The 15,973-nt window shown below is 49.9% G+C and carries 16 protein-coding genes; 3 read left to right on the forward strand and 13 right to left on the reverse strand.

Annotated elements, in window-relative coordinates:
• The first annotated feature begins 6 nt into the window (after nucleotides 1-6).
• Together A5320_RS15700 and A5320_RS15705 are read left to right on the forward strand one after the other, a co-directional pair.
• The gene (locus tag A5320_RS15700; protein WP_197490152.1) at nucleotides 7-1,407 is read left to right on the forward strand and encodes a sigma-54-dependent transcriptional regulator; all 1,401 of its coding nucleotides are present in this window, start codon (nucleotides 7-9) and stop codon (nucleotides 1,405-1,407) included.
• 16 nt (nucleotides 1,408-1,423) lie between these two features.
• Nucleotides 1,424-2,815 carry a sensor histidine kinase gene (locus A5320_RS15705; protein WP_068066934.1) on the forward strand — a complete coding sequence of 464 codons (1,392 nt, stop codon included), beginning with the start codon at nucleotides 1,424-1,426 and terminating at the stop codon, nucleotides 2,813-2,815.
• Between the two features lie 94 nt (nucleotides 2,816-2,909).
• On the opposite strand, the gene rpoS is transcribed toward A5320_RS15705, so the two are convergent.
• The 12 genes from rpoS to A5320_RS15765 form a co-directional block, all read right to left on the reverse strand.
• The gene (gene rpoS, locus A5320_RS15710) at nucleotides 2,910-3,908 is read right to left on the reverse strand and encodes an RNA polymerase sigma factor RpoS (RefSeq protein ID WP_082971859.1); all 999 of its coding nucleotides are present in this window, start codon (nucleotides 3,906-3,908) and stop codon (nucleotides 2,910-2,912) included.
• Nucleotides 3,909-3,982: 74 nt separating this feature from the next.
• A complete protein-coding gene (locus tag A5320_RS15715) occupies nucleotides 3,983-4,831 on the reverse strand; it encodes a peptidoglycan DD-metalloendopeptidase family protein (protein WP_068066935.1) in 849 nt (282 codons plus the stop codon).
• Nucleotides 4,824-5,402: a YqaA family protein gene (locus A5320_RS15720; RefSeq protein ID WP_068066936.1), complete on the reverse strand. Its 579-nt coding sequence runs from the start codon at nucleotides 5,400-5,402 to the stop codon at nucleotides 4,824-4,826. Before A5320_RS15720 ends, A5320_RS15715 begins: the two co-directional genes overlap by 8 nt.
• Before the next feature lie 30 nt (nucleotides 5,403-5,432).
• Nucleotides 5,433-6,086 carry a protein-L-isoaspartate(D-aspartate) O-methyltransferase gene (locus A5320_RS15725; RefSeq protein ID WP_068068089.1) on the reverse strand — a complete coding sequence of 218 codons (654 nt, stop codon included), beginning with the start codon at nucleotides 6,084-6,086 and terminating at the stop codon, nucleotides 5,433-5,435.
• Between the two features lie 2 nt (nucleotides 6,087-6,088).
• Nucleotides 6,089-6,841 (reverse strand): 5'/3'-nucleotidase SurE, encoded by a 753-nt coding sequence (gene surE, locus A5320_RS15730; protein ID WP_068066939.1) that lies wholly within the window; start codon nucleotides 6,839-6,841, stop codon nucleotides 6,089-6,091.
• Nucleotides 6,842-8,005: a tRNA pseudouridine(13) synthase TruD gene (truD, locus tag A5320_RS15735; protein WP_231916749.1), complete on the reverse strand. Its 1,164-nt coding sequence runs from the start codon at nucleotides 8,003-8,005 to the stop codon at nucleotides 6,842-6,844. It abuts the gene before it with no gap.
• Nucleotides 8,002-8,487: a 2-C-methyl-D-erythritol 2,4-cyclodiphosphate synthase gene (gene ispF, locus A5320_RS15740; RefSeq protein ID WP_068066944.1), complete on the reverse strand. Its 486-nt coding sequence runs from the start codon at nucleotides 8,485-8,487 to the stop codon at nucleotides 8,002-8,004. Before ispF ends, truD begins: the two co-directional genes overlap by 4 nt.
• Nucleotides 8,484-9,173, reverse strand: coding sequence for a 2-C-methyl-D-erythritol 4-phosphate cytidylyltransferase (gene ispD / locus A5320_RS15745; RefSeq protein WP_068066947.1), 690 nt, complete (start codon nucleotides 9,171-9,173; stop codon nucleotides 8,484-8,486). The genes ispF and ispD overlap by 4 nt, the downstream gene beginning before the upstream one ends.
• On the reverse strand, nucleotides 9,170-9,454 hold the full coding sequence (gene ftsB / locus A5320_RS15750) for a cell division protein FtsB (RefSeq protein WP_068066952.1): 285 nt from the start codon (nucleotides 9,452-9,454) through the stop codon (nucleotides 9,170-9,172). Before ftsB ends, ispD begins: the two co-directional genes overlap by 4 nt.
• Before the next feature lie 124 nt (nucleotides 9,455-9,578).
• Nucleotides 9,579-10,238: a hypothetical protein gene (locus tag A5320_RS15755; RefSeq protein WP_068066954.1), complete on the reverse strand. Its 660-nt coding sequence runs from the start codon at nucleotides 10,236-10,238 to the stop codon at nucleotides 9,579-9,581.
• 145 nt (nucleotides 10,239-10,383) lie between these two features.
• A complete protein-coding gene (eno, locus tag A5320_RS15760; RefSeq protein WP_068066958.1) occupies nucleotides 10,384-11,676 on the reverse strand; it encodes a phosphopyruvate hydratase in 1,293 nt (430 codons plus the stop codon).
• A gap of 57 nt (nucleotides 11,677-11,733) precedes the next feature.
• Nucleotides 11,734-13,374 (reverse strand): CTP synthase, encoded by a 1,641-nt coding sequence (locus A5320_RS15765; RefSeq protein WP_068066964.1) that lies wholly within the window; start codon nucleotides 13,372-13,374, stop codon nucleotides 11,734-11,736.
• Between the two features lie 375 nt (nucleotides 13,375-13,749).
• Here A5320_RS15765 and A5320_RS15770 point away from each other — a divergent pair, with 375 nt between their 5' ends.
• The gene (locus A5320_RS15770) at nucleotides 13,750-14,721 is read left to right on the forward strand and encodes a PEP-CTERM sorting domain-containing protein (RefSeq protein ID WP_157605958.1); all 972 of its coding nucleotides are present in this window, start codon (nucleotides 13,750-13,752) and stop codon (nucleotides 14,719-14,721) included.
• Here the strand turns inward: A5320_RS15770 and A5320_RS15775 are convergent.
• Nucleotides 14,718-15,908: a glycosyltransferase gene (locus A5320_RS15775; RefSeq protein WP_068066969.1), complete on the reverse strand. Its 1,191-nt coding sequence runs from the start codon at nucleotides 15,906-15,908 to the stop codon at nucleotides 14,718-14,720. The genes A5320_RS15770 and A5320_RS15775 overlap by 4 nt on opposite strands.
• Between the last annotated feature and the right edge of the window lie 65 nt (nucleotides 15,909-15,973).

The raw sequence follows: 15,973 nt of genomic DNA on the forward strand, positions 1-15,973 counted from the left end.
TGACTGATGCAGCCCGTGTCGCGCCCTTTGGTGCTGATAGTAGAAGATGATCCTGCGGTGCAAATCTCGTTGGCGCTGCTATTAAAACAAGCCGGTTACCGCACTTTACTGGCCGACGATGCGGATAGTGCGCTGGCATTACTGGCGCAGCATCCGGTGCAATTGGTGGTGCAGGATATGAATTTTTCGCTGCAAACCAGTGGCGAAGAAGGCTTGGCGCTTTTGGAGCAAATCAGACAACACTGGCCGTTGCTACCGGTGTTGCTGATGACCGCCTGGGGCTCGATTGCGTTGGCTGTTCGTGGCATGAAGCTAGGCGCGGCCGACTTTTTTACCAAACCGTGGGACAATCAGCAACTGCTGGAGCTATTTCAAACCACCCTTGAATTAGCCACACCGGTCAGTGCGCCACTTACCGGTCGCGCGCAGCTCGACAGCCAATATGACTTTAGCGCGCTGATTGGTGAACATCCGGAATTTGTCCGCCAACTGGCAACCATTGCCAGGGTCGCTCGTACCAAAGCGCCGGTGCTGATTTACGGCGAAAGTGGTACCGGCAAAGAGCTTATTGCCGATGCGATACATCGCAATAGCCCCCGGCAGCAACAACCGCTGGTCAAAGTGAATATGGGCGCTATCACCTCATCGTTATTTGAAAGTGAAATGTTCGGCCATGTCCGTGGTGCTTTTACCGACGCCAAGGTCAATCGGGCTGGCCATATCGCCAGCGCCAGCCAAGGCACTTTATTTTTGGATGAAATTGGCGAACTGCAAAAAACCGATCAGGTGAAATTACTACGCGTGCTGCAAGATCAACGGTATCAGCCGGTCGGCGCCAGCCAGAGCGAGCAGGCGGATTTTCGGCTGATCAGCGCCACCAATCAGGATTTAAGCCAGTTGGTGGCAAACGGTCTGTTTCGCGAAGATTTATTGTACCGGCTGAATCTGATTTGTATCCGGCTACCGCCCCTGCGCGAACGCCGCTCGGATATTCCGCTGCTGGCCAAAGCGTTGTTGCTGCAATTAGCCCGCGACTATCAGCTGCCCGGCGTACAATTAACCCAAGGCGCCAGCGATTGGCTGTACGCCCAGCCCTGGCCAGGCAATATCCGGCAGCTGAAGCAAACGCTGGAACGGACTTTATTGCTGGCCAGTGCCGAAGGCGATAAACAGCAACTGGATCAACAAGATTTTATCAGCGCGATGTCAGAGCCAGCCCCTACCGGCGGCGCCGCTGCCATGCATGGTCGCACCTTGGATGAAGTGGAAAAGCAACTGATTGAACAAGCGCTGGCGCAATTTCAGGGCAACCTGAGCCGGGTGGCAAAACAGCTTGGGCTTAGCCGCACGGCTTTATACCGCCGCCTGGAAAAACACCAGCTGAGCGTGCCACGGGACGAGCCTTGAACCAGGTGCTACTTTAATGAAAACCGAATATCGTCTACGCAGTTATTTGCTGCTGTTGCATGGGGTGCTGTTCCTCGGCACTGTCAGTTTGTTTCAGCAACAACCGCTGTTGATGCTGGCGCTGGAACTGCTGCTGGCCGGTAGTTTTTGGCTGTGCTGGCATTTGTGCCGGCAAAGTTTACAACCGCTACGCTACACCGAATGTTTCCAGCAATTGCTGTCAGAACAAAGTTACAACCATCGGCTGCACGCCAACAGCGATCCACAACTGCAGTCACTGGTGCAATGTTACAACGATTTACTGGCAAGATTGCAGCAAGAGCGACTGCGGATTGGTGAGCAACAAGGACTGCTGGATCAGTTGCTGGAAGCATCACCGGTGGCGGTGCTAGTGTTTGATTTTGACGATCGGCTTAGTTTACTGAACGCCAGCGCCCGGCAATTGCTGGGGCTTGCCGATCCGTTAAACCGGCCACTCTGTGACTGGATTGACGGTGATGCCCCATTTTTCCCGCAGTTCAGCGCCATCGACCAACAACGAGTGCACAGTTTGCTGCCGCAGTTGCAGCAGTTATTACCCAATCAAAGCAGCTTATGCAGCGACAGTGAAGGGCGGCGGTTTCGCTGCCAGTGTAGCCAGTTTATCGACCGTGGTTTTAGCAGGCGTTTTTTGCTGATTGAAGAGCTGACGGCAGAGCTGCACAGCTCCGAGAAATCGACCTTTGATAAATTGGTGCGGGTGATTGCGCATGAAGTGAATAACACAGTGGCCGTGACAGGTTCAGTGTTGCAATCGGTCAGCAATTACCAGCAGCAGTTAAAAGCGGACGATCAACAGGATTTTGCCGTTGCCATCGCAGCGGTGCAAAAGCGCAACCATAGCCTGGGGCAGTTTATTGACCGCTGTAGTCAGGTTGTTAAAATGCCGGCCGCTGAGCTACAACCCACTGATTTGGTGGTTTTACTCAGCGATGTGATGTATTTATGCCGCGACAACGCCCAAAGCCGTGGTGTGCAGCTGCAATGGCAGTTATCTGCAAATCCGGTGTGGTTGCTGCTGGATCCGGCCTTATTTAGCCAGGCCGTACTCAATATTGTTAAAAACGCGCTGGAAGCAGCTGAAACCGGCTTACTACAGCAGCCAACTCGGCCGGCGAAAGTGCTGCTGACTTTATTGCCACAGTCATCAAGCTGGTTGTTGTCGGTCACTGATTCCGGTGATTTATTGCGGGATGTCGAAGGCGGCCAGTTGTTTACGCCCTTTTTTACCACCAAAAAAGGCGGTCAGGGCATTGGGCTGGTGTTTGTCCGCGAAGTGTTGCAACGCCACGGTCTACCCTACCGCTTGGCCAGCACTGACGATCAGCAAAGCTGTTTTGAGATTTGGTTTAGCAGCAACAAATCATAGAAGTGGTCGCGACTCCATAAAAAATGCCAGCCACTCTTCGTGACTGGCATTAGGTGACTGGCATTCTAAAAACTTAAATTTTATACCTAAAAACTTACTCTTGAAAAAGAGTCTCGATATTCAAACCCTGATGCGTCACTATTTCCCGTAACCGGCGCAGTGCTTCGACCTGAATTTGTCTGACCCGCTCGCGGGTTAATCCAATTTCGCGGCCAACATCTTCCAGTGTCGATGGCTCGTATCCAAGCAAGCCAAAACGGCGCGCCAATACTTCACGTTGTTTGGGATTGAGCTCTTCGAGCCATAAAACCAAATGCTGACGAATATCGGCATCTTGCAGTTCGGTTTCCGGGCCCAGTTCTTTTTCATCTGCCAGAATGTCCAGCAGCTGTTTTTCGGAAGAACCAGCAACCGGCGTATCCACTGAGGTGATTTTTTCGTTCAGTTTCAACATTTTGCGAACTTCTTCAACCGGCCTGTCCAATGCAGCGGCAATTTCTTCCGGCGTTGGTTCATGGTCCAGGCGTTGTGACAATTCACGTGCCGCTCGCAGGTAAATATTCAACTCTTTCACCACGTGGATCGGCAACCGGATGGTCCGGGTCTGATTCATAATGGCGCGTTCAATGGTCTGGCGGATCCACCAGGTGGCATAAGTTGAAAAGCGAAACCCACGTTCCGGGTCAAATTTTTCCACGGCGCGGATGAGGCCAAGGTTGCCTTCTTCAATTAAATCGAGCAAGGCGAGACCACGATTGATGTAACGCCGGGCGATTTTCACCACCAACCGTAAGTTACTTTCAATCATCCGTTTGCGGGCAGCCTGATCACCTTTCAGTGATAAGCGAGAAAAATAGACTTCTTCTTCAGCGGAGAGCAAAGGTGAAAAACCAATCTCACCGAGGTAAATCTGTGTGGCGTCCATCGCTCGCGCACTATCGTCGCGGGTGAAAACGTCTTCTGTGGTGGCTTCTTCATCAACGGCCAGCGCTTCCAAATCCGGCTCGGCGCCTTCATCGTCCAGCGATACTGCATCTTCCGTTAAATCAGCTTCTTTAAAATCAACGACTTCATCTTCTTCTTTATGTCCCATATCCATCTCCCAACCTACCAAGGTAGTTACACCTAACTGCCAGAAATCCTTTCTTTTCGTTATGAGCTTGTGTGTTATTTTAGGTATTTGAGCGGATCAACGGATTGGCCACGAAAACGAATTTCAAAGTGCAGCTGAACGCGATCTGCATCAGTGTTGCCCATTTCTGCAATGAGTTGACCAGCTGACACCGAATCACGCTCTTTGACCAATAATCGATGGTTGTGAGCATAGGCGCTTAGGAAATCATCGTTGTGCTTGATAATCACCAGATTGCCATAACCGCGAAGGGCATTGCCGGCATAAACTACCTGGCCTGCTGCCGCAGCTTTGATCGGAGTCCCAACAGCACCACCAATGTCCAGGCCTTTATTACCATGCTCCTGGTGCGAAAATTTCGCTAAAATCGGGCCTTTTACCGGCCACAACCATTGCGATACGTTCCCATTACTGGTACTCTTGTCGGTTTTTTCAGGTTCTGTGACCTGTTGATTCTGACCATAACGCGTTTGATTTTGCCGCGCAACTACTTTAGAGGAATTTAATGGAGTCTTTGATTTTACAGGATTTGAATAATTCTTATTTGCTGAACGGTCGGTTAAAACCGGGCCCCGCACCGCAGTTTTGTAGCCATTGTCTTTACCTGTTACTAACACCTGACCAACATAAATAGTATAAGGCTCTGCAATCCGGTTCAGCCGTGCCAGATTGCGGTAATCCATACCAGCGCGAAAAGCGATCGAAAACAAGGTATCGCCTTTTTTAACCTGATAGGTTTCAGCCTGCAAACTGCCCTTTAGCCCATAGCGGCTTTGTGAATTGCTGACCGGTGCTGGCCCCTGACTGCTGGAACAGCCCTGCAGCAGCAGGCAAAGCGCCAAGCACGATGCCAGACCATGTTGCGGAAAAACCCAATTAGCCATAGATGTAATACAACACCCCGCCGAGCGCGACCGTGCCCCAGCCAAGCCAGTCCACGATATCCCGCAGCTTTTGCTGCATTTTTTCACCGCCCCAGTACATTAAACCCGCCACCAGGAAAAACCGGCTGGCGCGCCCAATAAATGATGCAATGACAAAAGGTAAAAACGCCATATGCATCAAACCAGCACCAACGGTAAATAGTTTATAAGGAATGGGTGAAAAGCCAGCCACAAACACTACCCAGACACCGTATTGGGTGAACCAACGTTCAACCAGGGCAAATGTTTCCTGATAGCCCATATATTGAATAAACGGCAATACCACAGGTTCATACAACAACCAGCCCAGCAGGTAACCGCAAATACCACCCAGCACTGAAGCCAGCGTGGTGACTGTGGCATAACGCCAGGCTTTTTCCGGATGAGCCAATGCCATCGGCGCCAGCATCACATCAGGTGGTATCGGGAAAATAACCGATTCGGTAAAACTCAATCCCATTAAATAACGTTCAGCATGACGATGCTTGGCCCAGGTCAACGCTTTGTCATACATCCATTGAAAAATCTTCAAAACATTAACCTCTACATACTTTAAAAAAAATCATGCAAGCTCGCCGGGTACCAGTGGTACAAACCGAACCGCTTCAACATCTTTTTGCGAAAATTCTTCGCCGTTTCGGGTATAAACCCTGAGCACCTGCTCCTGACTGCCGACCGGGATCACCAGCCTGCCGCCATCGGCCAGTTGCTGTAATAAGGCTTCCGGCACTTGTGTCGGCGCAGCGGTGACAATAATGCAATCAAAAGGTGCTTTGGTGGCCCACCCGAGCCAGCCGTCACCGTGCTTCATCGAGACGTTATGTAAATCAAGCTGTTGCAATCGACGTTTCGCCTGAAACTGTAGGGTTTTAATCCGTTCCACGGTACAAATTTGGCCGAACAACCGAGCCAGAATGGCTGTTTGATAACCAGAGCCGGTGCCAATTTCCAGCACCTTTTGCGGTTTCCAGTTTTCCACATCCAGCGGGTCCAGCAATAACTCAGTCATCCGCGCGACTATATATGGCTGGGAAATGGTTTGCCCCTGACCTATGGGTAACGCGGTATTTTCATAAGCTTTATGCGCCAATACCAATTCGACAAACAAATGCCTTGGGATCTGCGCAATAGCGTCCAGAACTTTGGCGTGACGGATACCGTCCTGCTGAAGTTTTTGGGCCAGCAGCGCTGCGCTGCGAGGAGTTGCCACCGCCATCATCAGAGCTCAATGCCGCTGAGCCAGTCACGCAGCGGTTCAATGCTGCGATAAGCGGTCATATCAATATGTAATGGCGTAATGGATGCGTAACCGTTGGCGACTGCATAAAAGTCAGTGCCTTCGCCGCCATCAAGTTCGGGTCCAAGCGAGCCGTACCAATAAATCGAACGTCCCCAAGGGTCGGTGGTGCTGGTCATGGTTTCAGCTTTGTGCCGTCGACCCAGCCTTGTGACCTGAATGCCTTTAAGCTCGTCGATAGGAATGGACGGTACATTAATATTCAGAATTTGGTCGGCCGGTAACGGGTGTGATTTGAGTTTTTTAATCACCTGTAAGGTGACATAAGCAGCAGTTTCAAAATGCTCGTCGGTATGCCCGGCCAGAGATACTGCGATGGCTGGTAACCCGAGATGACGGCCTTCAGTGGCGGCAGCAACGGTCCCTGAATACAACACGTCATCGCCCATATTGGCACCGTGATTGATACCCGCAACCACTAAATCTGGCGCTTGCGTACACAACTGACTGATCGCTAAATGGACGCAGTCGGTCGGCGTGCCGTTCACCGCAATAAAGCCATTGTCGAGACGTTGGGTTCGCAGCGGGTTTAATAAAGTTAATGAGTTGCTGGCGCCACTACAATTACGATCCGGGCCCACAGTGGTCACCTCGGCAATCGACGTTAAAGCCTGGTGCAACACCATAATACCTTTGGCATAGACCCCATCATCATTACTTAATAATATCCGCATTTAACACTCCAACATAACTTGTTCGCGGCCAAGATCCTGATATTTAACCAACTCACGCAACACCGATGTCGCAAAACACCCGCTCGGCAACGCAAACTGCAGCGCGAGTGTATCATCTTGCCACTGATAACTCAGCGCTTTTGGCACCAGTCGGCAGGAACGCCGTTCGGTATTGACGTTGAGATCACAGAGCGCCTGCACCCAATGTTGATAAGGCGCCAACTGCTGCAATTGCCAGTCAAGTGCAGCGCCGGTTTCCAGTACTTTGCCAATGCCTGGCAAAATGGCCGTTGGATGTAAATCCTGTTCCTGTAAGCGCTGCGATATTTCGTCGGTGAGTTCCGGCACCGAAAATACCGAACCCGAGCCGTCCAGCTGCACCACGGCACCCGGTAATAAAGTTAAAAACAATTGCTCACGCACCCGCGCCGACACCTGTTGATTAAACAACATCGAGCGGCTGGCTGATAAAGCTAAACCACGCAGTTGTCGATCCGGAATACTTTCACCGGCAAATAACCGCGCAGCTAGCTGGAGGTTGCCACCAAAATGGCCGAAGCGTTGTTCGCCATAATAATTCGGGACGCCTTGCAAAATGAGCTGCAGTTTTGCTTCCAATTCTGCTTTGTCACTGACGTTACGAAGTTTTAACTGAAAATGGTTTTGTTTAATCGAACCTAATTTTAACCGGCGTTGATGACGCACGGTTTGCAGAATCCGCACCCCTTCGATATTCCAGTCCTGATAAAGCAGCTCTTGCTTAATCGGCACCGGCAAACAAAACCATTGTCTTGTCACTGCATGGCGGTCTTTGAGGCCAGCGTAACTGACCAACCGAGCTTTTAAACCGGCGGCAGCGGCAATTTGCTTCGCCACATACTGGGTGTTCTGACCGATTTTTTCGACCAGTAATAACAGATGTTCGCCATGGCCGGTTGGGGTGAAACTGAGCTCTTCATCGACAATAAAATCATCGGCTTGGGTGCGCAGATTGGCGGTGGCTTGTGGCTCGCCATATAAATAGGCTAAAGGCGGAAATGCTGGCGCTTCAGCGCGACTGGTTTGTGGTGCATCGGTTGCTACTTCGGCTTGCGGCGCACCTGTTAATTCAGTTGGCTGCGCTGGCAACATTTCTGAATGCCCGGTCATGGTCTGCCCGGTCATTGCGCTTTCACCAATAACACCACAGCTTCCACCGCAATCCCTTCTTTACGCCCAACAAAACCGAGCTTTTCAGTGGTGGTAGCTTTGACATTCACTTGCGATAGGTCAGCCTGTAAATCTGCGGAAAGCACTTCACGCATCGCATTGATATGCGGCGCCATTTTTGGTGCCTGCGCCATAATGGTCACGTCGAGATTCCCCAGCTGATAACCCAGCGCTAAAACATCAGCAAACACTTTGCGCAATAAAATCCGGCTGTCGATGCCTTTAAAAGCAGCATCGGTGTCCGGGAAATGATGGCCAATATCCCCTAGTGCCACCGCGCCTAACAGCGCGTCCGATACGGCATGCAACACCACATCACCATCGGAGTGTGCCAGTAAACCTTGGTCATAGGCTATTTTGACACCACCTAAGGTGATCGGGCCTGCTCCGCCAAAAGCGTGCACATCAAAACCGTGGCCAATCCGAAAAGGGGTCATTGTTGCTCCAGATAAAAACGAGCCAGGGCTAAATCTTCTGGCTGGGTAATTTTAATATTGTCAGCGCGCCCCGGCACTAACAGCACCGGATGTCCGGCCCATTCCAGTGCTGAAGCTTCGTCTGTGATCGCAACGCCTGCGGCCAATGCCTGAGTTAAGCAGTCACGTAATAATGCAGTTGGAAAAAGTTGCGGTGTTAGGGCGTGCCATAACTGCTGACGCGAAACCGTATGGTCAACTTTGAAAAGTGGCGATGCGCCATCCCCACGTTTCATGGTGTCGCGAACTAAGGTCGCCAGAATACCGCCGGTTTGTTTTGAAAAGCATTGCTGCAATAAGTTTTCAATATCGACAAAGTGTACCAGCGGACGTGCTGCGTCATGCACCATCACCCAGGGAAATTGTTCCGCATCAATCACAGCTAAAGCGTTGAGGACTGAATTGGCGCGTTCAGCACCGCCAAGTACTCGCGTTACTTTTGCTTGGTGTACTAAAGAAGTGGCTTCAAAATAAGGATCGTCAGCAGACAATGCCAGCCAGATCTGGCCAAGTTGCGGCAGTTGTAATAGCCGACCAACCGTATGTTCAAGAATGGTTTTGCCAGCGAGTTGCAGATATTGCTTCGGCCGGTCGGCCTGCATCCGTTGCCCGATGCCAGCGGCAGGGATTACCACCGCAATCTTCATTTTTTACCTTGGGCGGTGATTAATCGGAAAAATACTTCGTCTTGTTTGATTAAGCCCAGCTCGTTGCGGGCACGCTCTTCAATGGAATCGAGGCCTTGTTGTAAATCGGCAACATCGGCCTGCAGCATCTTATTGCGTTTTTCCAGTTCCAGATTACTAGCCTGATGCGTTTTCAGCTCTTCTTTATGCTGCAGATATTCTTTGACGCTGTGCTGACCGAGCCAAAGCCGGTATTGCAAAGCACCACAGATAATCAGCAGGATCAGTACTAAAATGCGCATACAGCACCTGAACGGTTGGAATGAGCTTTATTATGAAGGGTCAAACCGCTGCTGAAAAGCCCTCAAAGGCGCAATTTAGCTGGTGACAGGCAGAAATATTGCGCTTGGCAGGCCGTGCTCGCCGTTATCGCAGGTCTTTTTTCGCCGGATGGGGTTTGCCGAAGTTCTGCCAGTTCAACCGGCTCGCCAACAACATTTCGCGCAGGCTTAATAAACGAGGTAATTTGCGTTCCTGATTGCGCCACTGATGCCCACAACAGACCGCCACCATCACCGCTTTCCCCGGTTTTAGCAGCAGCTTTTGCTGATTGTCCGGCTCTTGCGGCCAACCCGCCATTGCAAACCAGCCATGTTCATTACAATGAATACGCTGGCCTTCAGGGTCAATTTCATCAATTGAATCAAGACGGATTTGTTCAAGCTGATTTTGCTGAGGGTCTTTGATGTACACCGGCACTAAAAAGCCAAGTTTGGCGTACTTATGGTAATAACTGAAAATACTTTCGGATTCATCAACATGCGGCACCGGACAAACCTTGCTTTGGCTATGTAACCAACAGGCATTCTGGCTGTCGAGAGTCAGTGGCGACGGGTGCTTTAAAATCAGCGATGCGGCTTCACGTACGTAAAATGGCAAGCTGGCCAATCGTTTGGTCAACAGCAAAAGCTGTTCGGGCGGTGTCTGTGACAGACGTAATAACTCTCGCTCGTACAAAGTGTTGCACAGCTCAGTGTAAGTCTGTTGATGCTCCGGACTCAACCAGAGTTCGTTTTGCGTACTCATGCGCCGATGTTAGCTGTTTTCCAGACACTGTCAAAGCGATCCATGGTGAATCGACAGATGTTAACTGTGGGGTCAGAGTCAATTGTTAACATTTTTCCGTTAACAATTGACTCTGACCCCACAGTTAACAAACCAGCAAAAAGGCTTATTGGCCTTTGATTTCTACCCGGCCACGGTACGGCGCTTTGGCGCCCAGTTCCTGCTCAATCCGCAGTAACTGGTTGTACTTTGACACGCGATCTGAACGGCATAAAGAACCGGTTTTAATTTGACCAGCAGCAGTACCTACTGCTAAATCAGCAATAAACGCGTCTTCAGTTTCGCCTGAACGGTGAGAAATAACTGCAGTGAAACCAGCATCTTTCGCCATTTTGATTGCAGCTAAAGTTTCAGTCAGCGAACCAATCTGGTTGAACTTGATCAGAATCGAGTTACCGATACCCTGCTCAATACCACGGGTCAGAATTTTGGTGTTGGTCACGAACAAGTCATCACCCACCAGTTGCACTTTGCTGCCGATTTTATTGGTCAGATCTTTCCAGCCATCCCAATCTGATTCATCCAGACCATCTTCAATTGAGATGATTGGGAATTTATCGGCAAGGCCAGCCAGGAAGTCGTTGAATTCATAGGACGTGAATTCTTTGCCTTCGCCGGTCAGTTTGTATTTACCGTCGTGGTAAAACTCTGATGCAGCGCAGTCTAAAGCTAAAGTGATGTCTTTGTTCAGCTCGTAACCGGCGGCAGTGACGGCTTTAGAAATAACAGTTAATGCTTCTTCGTTTGATTTTAAATCCGGGGCAAAACCACCTTCATCACCCACGGCTGTATTTAAGCCTTGCGCATGCAGTTCTTTTTTCAGCTGGTGGAAAATCTCAGCGCCCATCCGCAATGCTTCAGCGAAAGTTTTGGCGCCGACTGGCTGCACCATAAATTCCTGGATGTCGACGTTGTTGTCAGCGTGCTCGCCGCCGTTGATGATGTTCATCATCGGCACTGGCATCGAATACACACCAGGGGTGCCATTTAAGTCAGCAATGTGCTGATACAACGGGATTTTTTTATCAGCAGCTGCAGCACGCGCCACAGCTAAAGACACGGCTAAAATAGCGTTGGCGCCCAAATTTGATTTAGATTCAGTGCCGTCCAAGTCAATCATGATCTGGTCGATGTTGGCTTGCTCGTAAGCAGATTTACCAACCAACGCCGCTTTAATCGGGCCATCGATATTGGCAACAGCAGTACGGACGCCTTTGCCTAAATAACGGCTTTTATCGCCATCACGCAGCTCTAACGCTTCACGGGTGCCGGTTGAGGCGCCTGAGGGTGCGCAACCCCGGCCCATCACGCCACTTTTCAAAAACACATCGGCTTCAACCGTTGGATTACCGCGTGAGTCAAGGATTTCACGGGCGACGATATTGATAATTTCAGACATTGTATTCCCCTGTAGACCAAAGCAAAAAAGCCATGCCGACCGGCATGGCTTTTCCTGTTATTTGGTCGTTTGTTGCTTCTGATATTTATATGCTGCTGCGACAAACCCCTGGAACAACGGATGACCGTCGCGTGGCGTCGAGTTAAATTCCGGATGGAATTGCCCGGCCACAAACCAAGGGTGGTTCGGTAGTTCAATCATTTCCACGAGCTGATTATCCGCAGATAAACCAGAAATTATCAGGCCAGCCTCTTCAAGTTGCGGGATGAGGTGATTATTCACTTCATACCGATGGCGGTGACGTTCACTAATGACGTCTGCACCATAAATTTCGCGGGCTTTGGTATTGGCCTTGAGGTTACAGTTTTGGCTACCCAGACGCATGGTACCGCCTAAGTCGGAATCGTCGGAACGTAATTCGACCTGACCTGCACTGTCCAGCCATTCGGTGATCAAACCAACCACCGGGTAAGGCGTGTTCTTGTTAAACTCAGTTGAATGCGCATCTTTCATGCCTGCCACATTACGGGCAAACTCAATGAGTGCGACTTGCATGCCTAAGCAGATGCCAAGGTATGGAATTTTGCTTTCACGGGCGTATTTGGCAGCAATAATTTTGCCTTCAATGCCACGCTCGCCGAAACCACCAGGTACCAGAATGCCATCCAGGCCTGCCAGAATGCCGGGCCCTTTGGTTTCAACATCTTGCGAGTCGATGTATTTGATGGTGACCGTTAAGCGGTTTTTCAGACCGGCATGGTTCAGCGCTTCGTTGACTGACTTGTATGCGTCTTTTAATTCAACGTACTTACCGACCATACCAATGGTGACTTCGCCGGTTGGATTGCTTTCTTGATACAACACCTGTTCCCATTCGGCCAAATCGGCTTGCGGGCAATCAAGATGGAAACGGCGAACCACTAAATCGTCCAGGCTTTGTGATTTTAACAAGGCCGGAATTTGATAAATGCTGGAGACGTCTTTCAGCGAAATCACTGCCCGCTCTTCCACGTTGGTGAATAAAGCGATTTTGGCTTTTTCGTTGGTCGGAATAGTGCGATCAGAACGGCAAATCAGGATATCCGGCTGAATACCAATCGAGCGCAGCTCTTTCACTGAATGTTGGGTTGGTTTGGTTTTGATTTCGCCTGCAGTGCCTAAATATGGCACTAAGGTTAAATGCATAAACAGTGCGCGTTCGCGGCCAATTTCGGTGCCGAGCTGGCGAATTGCTTCTAAAAATGGCAAGGACTCGATATCACCAACAGTGCCACCGATTTCGACGATGGCAATGTCATAACCTTCAGCGCCGCTGACAACGCGCGCTTTGATTTCATTGGTAATATGTGGAATGACCTGAATGGTGGCTCCTAAATAATCACCCCGGCGTTCCCGGCGTAATACTTCCGAGTAAATTTTGCCTTGGGTGAAGTTATTCAGTTTGGTCATTTTGGTGCGGATAAACCGCTCGTAATGGCCTAAATCGAGGTCAGTTTCAGCACCGTCTTCGGTGACATAAACTTCACCGTGCTGAATTGGGCTCATGGTGCCCGGATCAACGTTGATATACGGATCCAGTTTCAGGATTGTTACCTTCAGGCCACGTGCTTCTAAAATTGCCGCCAGCGAGGCTGCAGCAATACCTTTACCTAAAGATGAGACAACCCCACCCGTCACGAAGATGTATCTTGTAGTCATGAGACCCCTGAGGCACGTTGAGTTTTTGGATATCGACTTTTCGCAATTCAATAGCTTAGCGGTGAATAATCACTACCTAGCTTGGGAATTACAGATTTGATATCAGGACGGGCGGAAAGTATAGCAAAGCTGCCGCCAAGGCTCAATCGAAAGGTTTTACTCCAGGCTGCAATTGGATAGCAGATAACTGGCCACGAAGTGGCGGTAGCTGGCTATTATCCAAAATCGCTGATCAGAGCGTGTCAGTATATTTTACACTTTAAATAAAACTAAATAAGGAACACATTATAAATCAATAGGATTTATCGCAAAAACTGCATGGCATTGATTATGCTGGAGGTAAAAGCCTGAAGTCCATATTGGAGTCCTCACTTGGTGTCGAAAATCAACTTTCACCCGAAAAAGCTTAGTCTTGTGATTGCGACGATCTTAGGCGTCAATCTCAATACTTCTTATGCAACATTATTAAATTACAACATTATCACTGAGTCAGGGTATGCCATTGGCCAGACGACTCCCTTAATCAATAGTTCCACCCATAGCGATCCGGCAAGCTCCAGCGTGTATCTGGATTACAACAGTTATGGTCAGGATCCGAACACCCGTGGTGCAGCTGCCGGTAATGACTATGGCTGGATGTATTCCCGCTCTGGTGGTCAGGGTTCTTATTTCACCCACTATTCAGTGGTCACTCAAACGGTAGATCTGCAAAACGATTCAGCCTTTGATCAGGACTACAACTACAACTTTGCCATCAACTTTGGCTCGTTGTCGGCGTATAACTTCAGTTTTAACACTGCACTGGAATACTCGATGGCGGGTTATGAAGTTGAGATTTCGGTGAATAATACCGCCTTGTGGCAAAGCTCATTTACGTTAACTACGGATCTGGCATCAGGTTCGGTTGGCAGCGGCAGCGGTGTGTCGCTGGCTGCTTATTCTGAAGGCAACAACTACTTCAGCTGGCCGGAATACTCCGGCAACCTGGGTCTTGGGTTACTCGGCAGTGGCCAGTCTCTGACACTGAGCTACAGCATCAAAACTTTTGTCGCGGGTAATCACGCCGCCAGCTGTAACGGCTACGGTTCCCCTGCCGGATTTTCAGAACTGGAAGAAGATTGTAACGGTTATGGTTATGGCGGTTATGGCAGCTACGGTTATCTGAACTTCAGCGGTGATACCTACGCCCAGTTTGGGGATCCAAATAGCTTTAGCGGTACACCCGTCGCTTTTAATAATCAGAACATCACACCACAACGTGAGGTGATTGCTGCACCGGGTACACTCGCGCTGGCCGGTTTAGGTCTGGCTGGACTGGCATTTCGCCGTCGCAAACAACAGTCTTAACCACTGGGTTCATCTGCAAAAATATCAGCCAGGGCATCCAGCATGCCCTGTGCTTGTTCACCCAAATCAAACCCATGATAACGATGCTGAAAACTGGCAATAGCCTGATGTAATTTTTGATCGCGGTAGATTTTGTCGATGACGCTGGGGATCAACTGTAATTCGCCACCTGGCGGGATAAAATACGCCAGATGCTGCTCACACAGGCGCACCGACAACACTAGTTGCTCCAGTTGTTTTGGCAATAACAACAACGGGCGACCGGCCAACAACATCGCCGATAAAGTACCGTGGCCGGCATGGCAAATCACTAAATCGGCCTGCGTTGCGACATCAGCCATCTTCACAGGCGCTGGACTCCAAATCAAATTTGGAAACTGTGCTGGCTGTAGTTGATGCTTCCTTCCCACATGCACCAATACTGAATCGCTCAGTAAATTTAACTGCGTCAGCAATAGCAGAATTGCCGGATAATCAGCATGCAGATAGGCAAAAATACGCTGCTTTGCCATCACTGGCCATTGCGGTCTGACACCCTGTTCAATATCGAAGGCTGAACCCCAATAGGCGGCATCCGGACGTACCCGGTAATGATCAAATTCAGCGAAGGTGCAGAGAAAATGCTCCTTCGCCTGATAAAACAGCTGACTAAAACGGGAAAACTCGGTCAAACCGGCTTGACGCATCAGTTGATTAACACTAGATAACAGCAAAAGTTCTGCGTCGCTGGCCGGATTGGGATCAGCTTGTAAATCGGGTAGCGGTGTCAGATCAGGAGGCAGAAAAAAACCCGTACCCAAAATAGCATGAGGAACGCCGGCCATTAAAGTCGCAATTAATGCCGTAGGCGCATGATCTAACACCACTACATCAGGCTGAAATTGTTGTAGCAGCGTTTGCCACAATCCAACCCGACGCTCGATTTCAGTTACATCATGAAAGCCATTGTTGTACAAAATCTCCGCCAGGTTACGGGTTGGGTTAAACCGATGTTTTTTTTGCACCGCTGGCGCAGGCACGATGTCAGTAATTTCAAAAAGCATTTGCCGCGCCGTTGTGACATTACTGACGATACAACTGACTTTCCAGCCTTGTTGCAGCAACTTGACGGCCAATCGGCGAAAATTAAGCACATGACCATAACCTTGCCCGAGCTCCCAGCAATACAGCAAATGACGTTGAGTCATCAGTTCTCCTTGTTGTGATCAGAGAGAAAACGAAGCCGTGGCGTGTTAAGTCCTGCAATACAGCA

This window comes from Rheinheimera sp. SA_1, assembly GCF_001669775.1.
Taxonomy (GTDB): Bacteria; Pseudomonadota; Gammaproteobacteria; order Enterobacterales; family Alteromonadaceae; genus Pararheinheimera.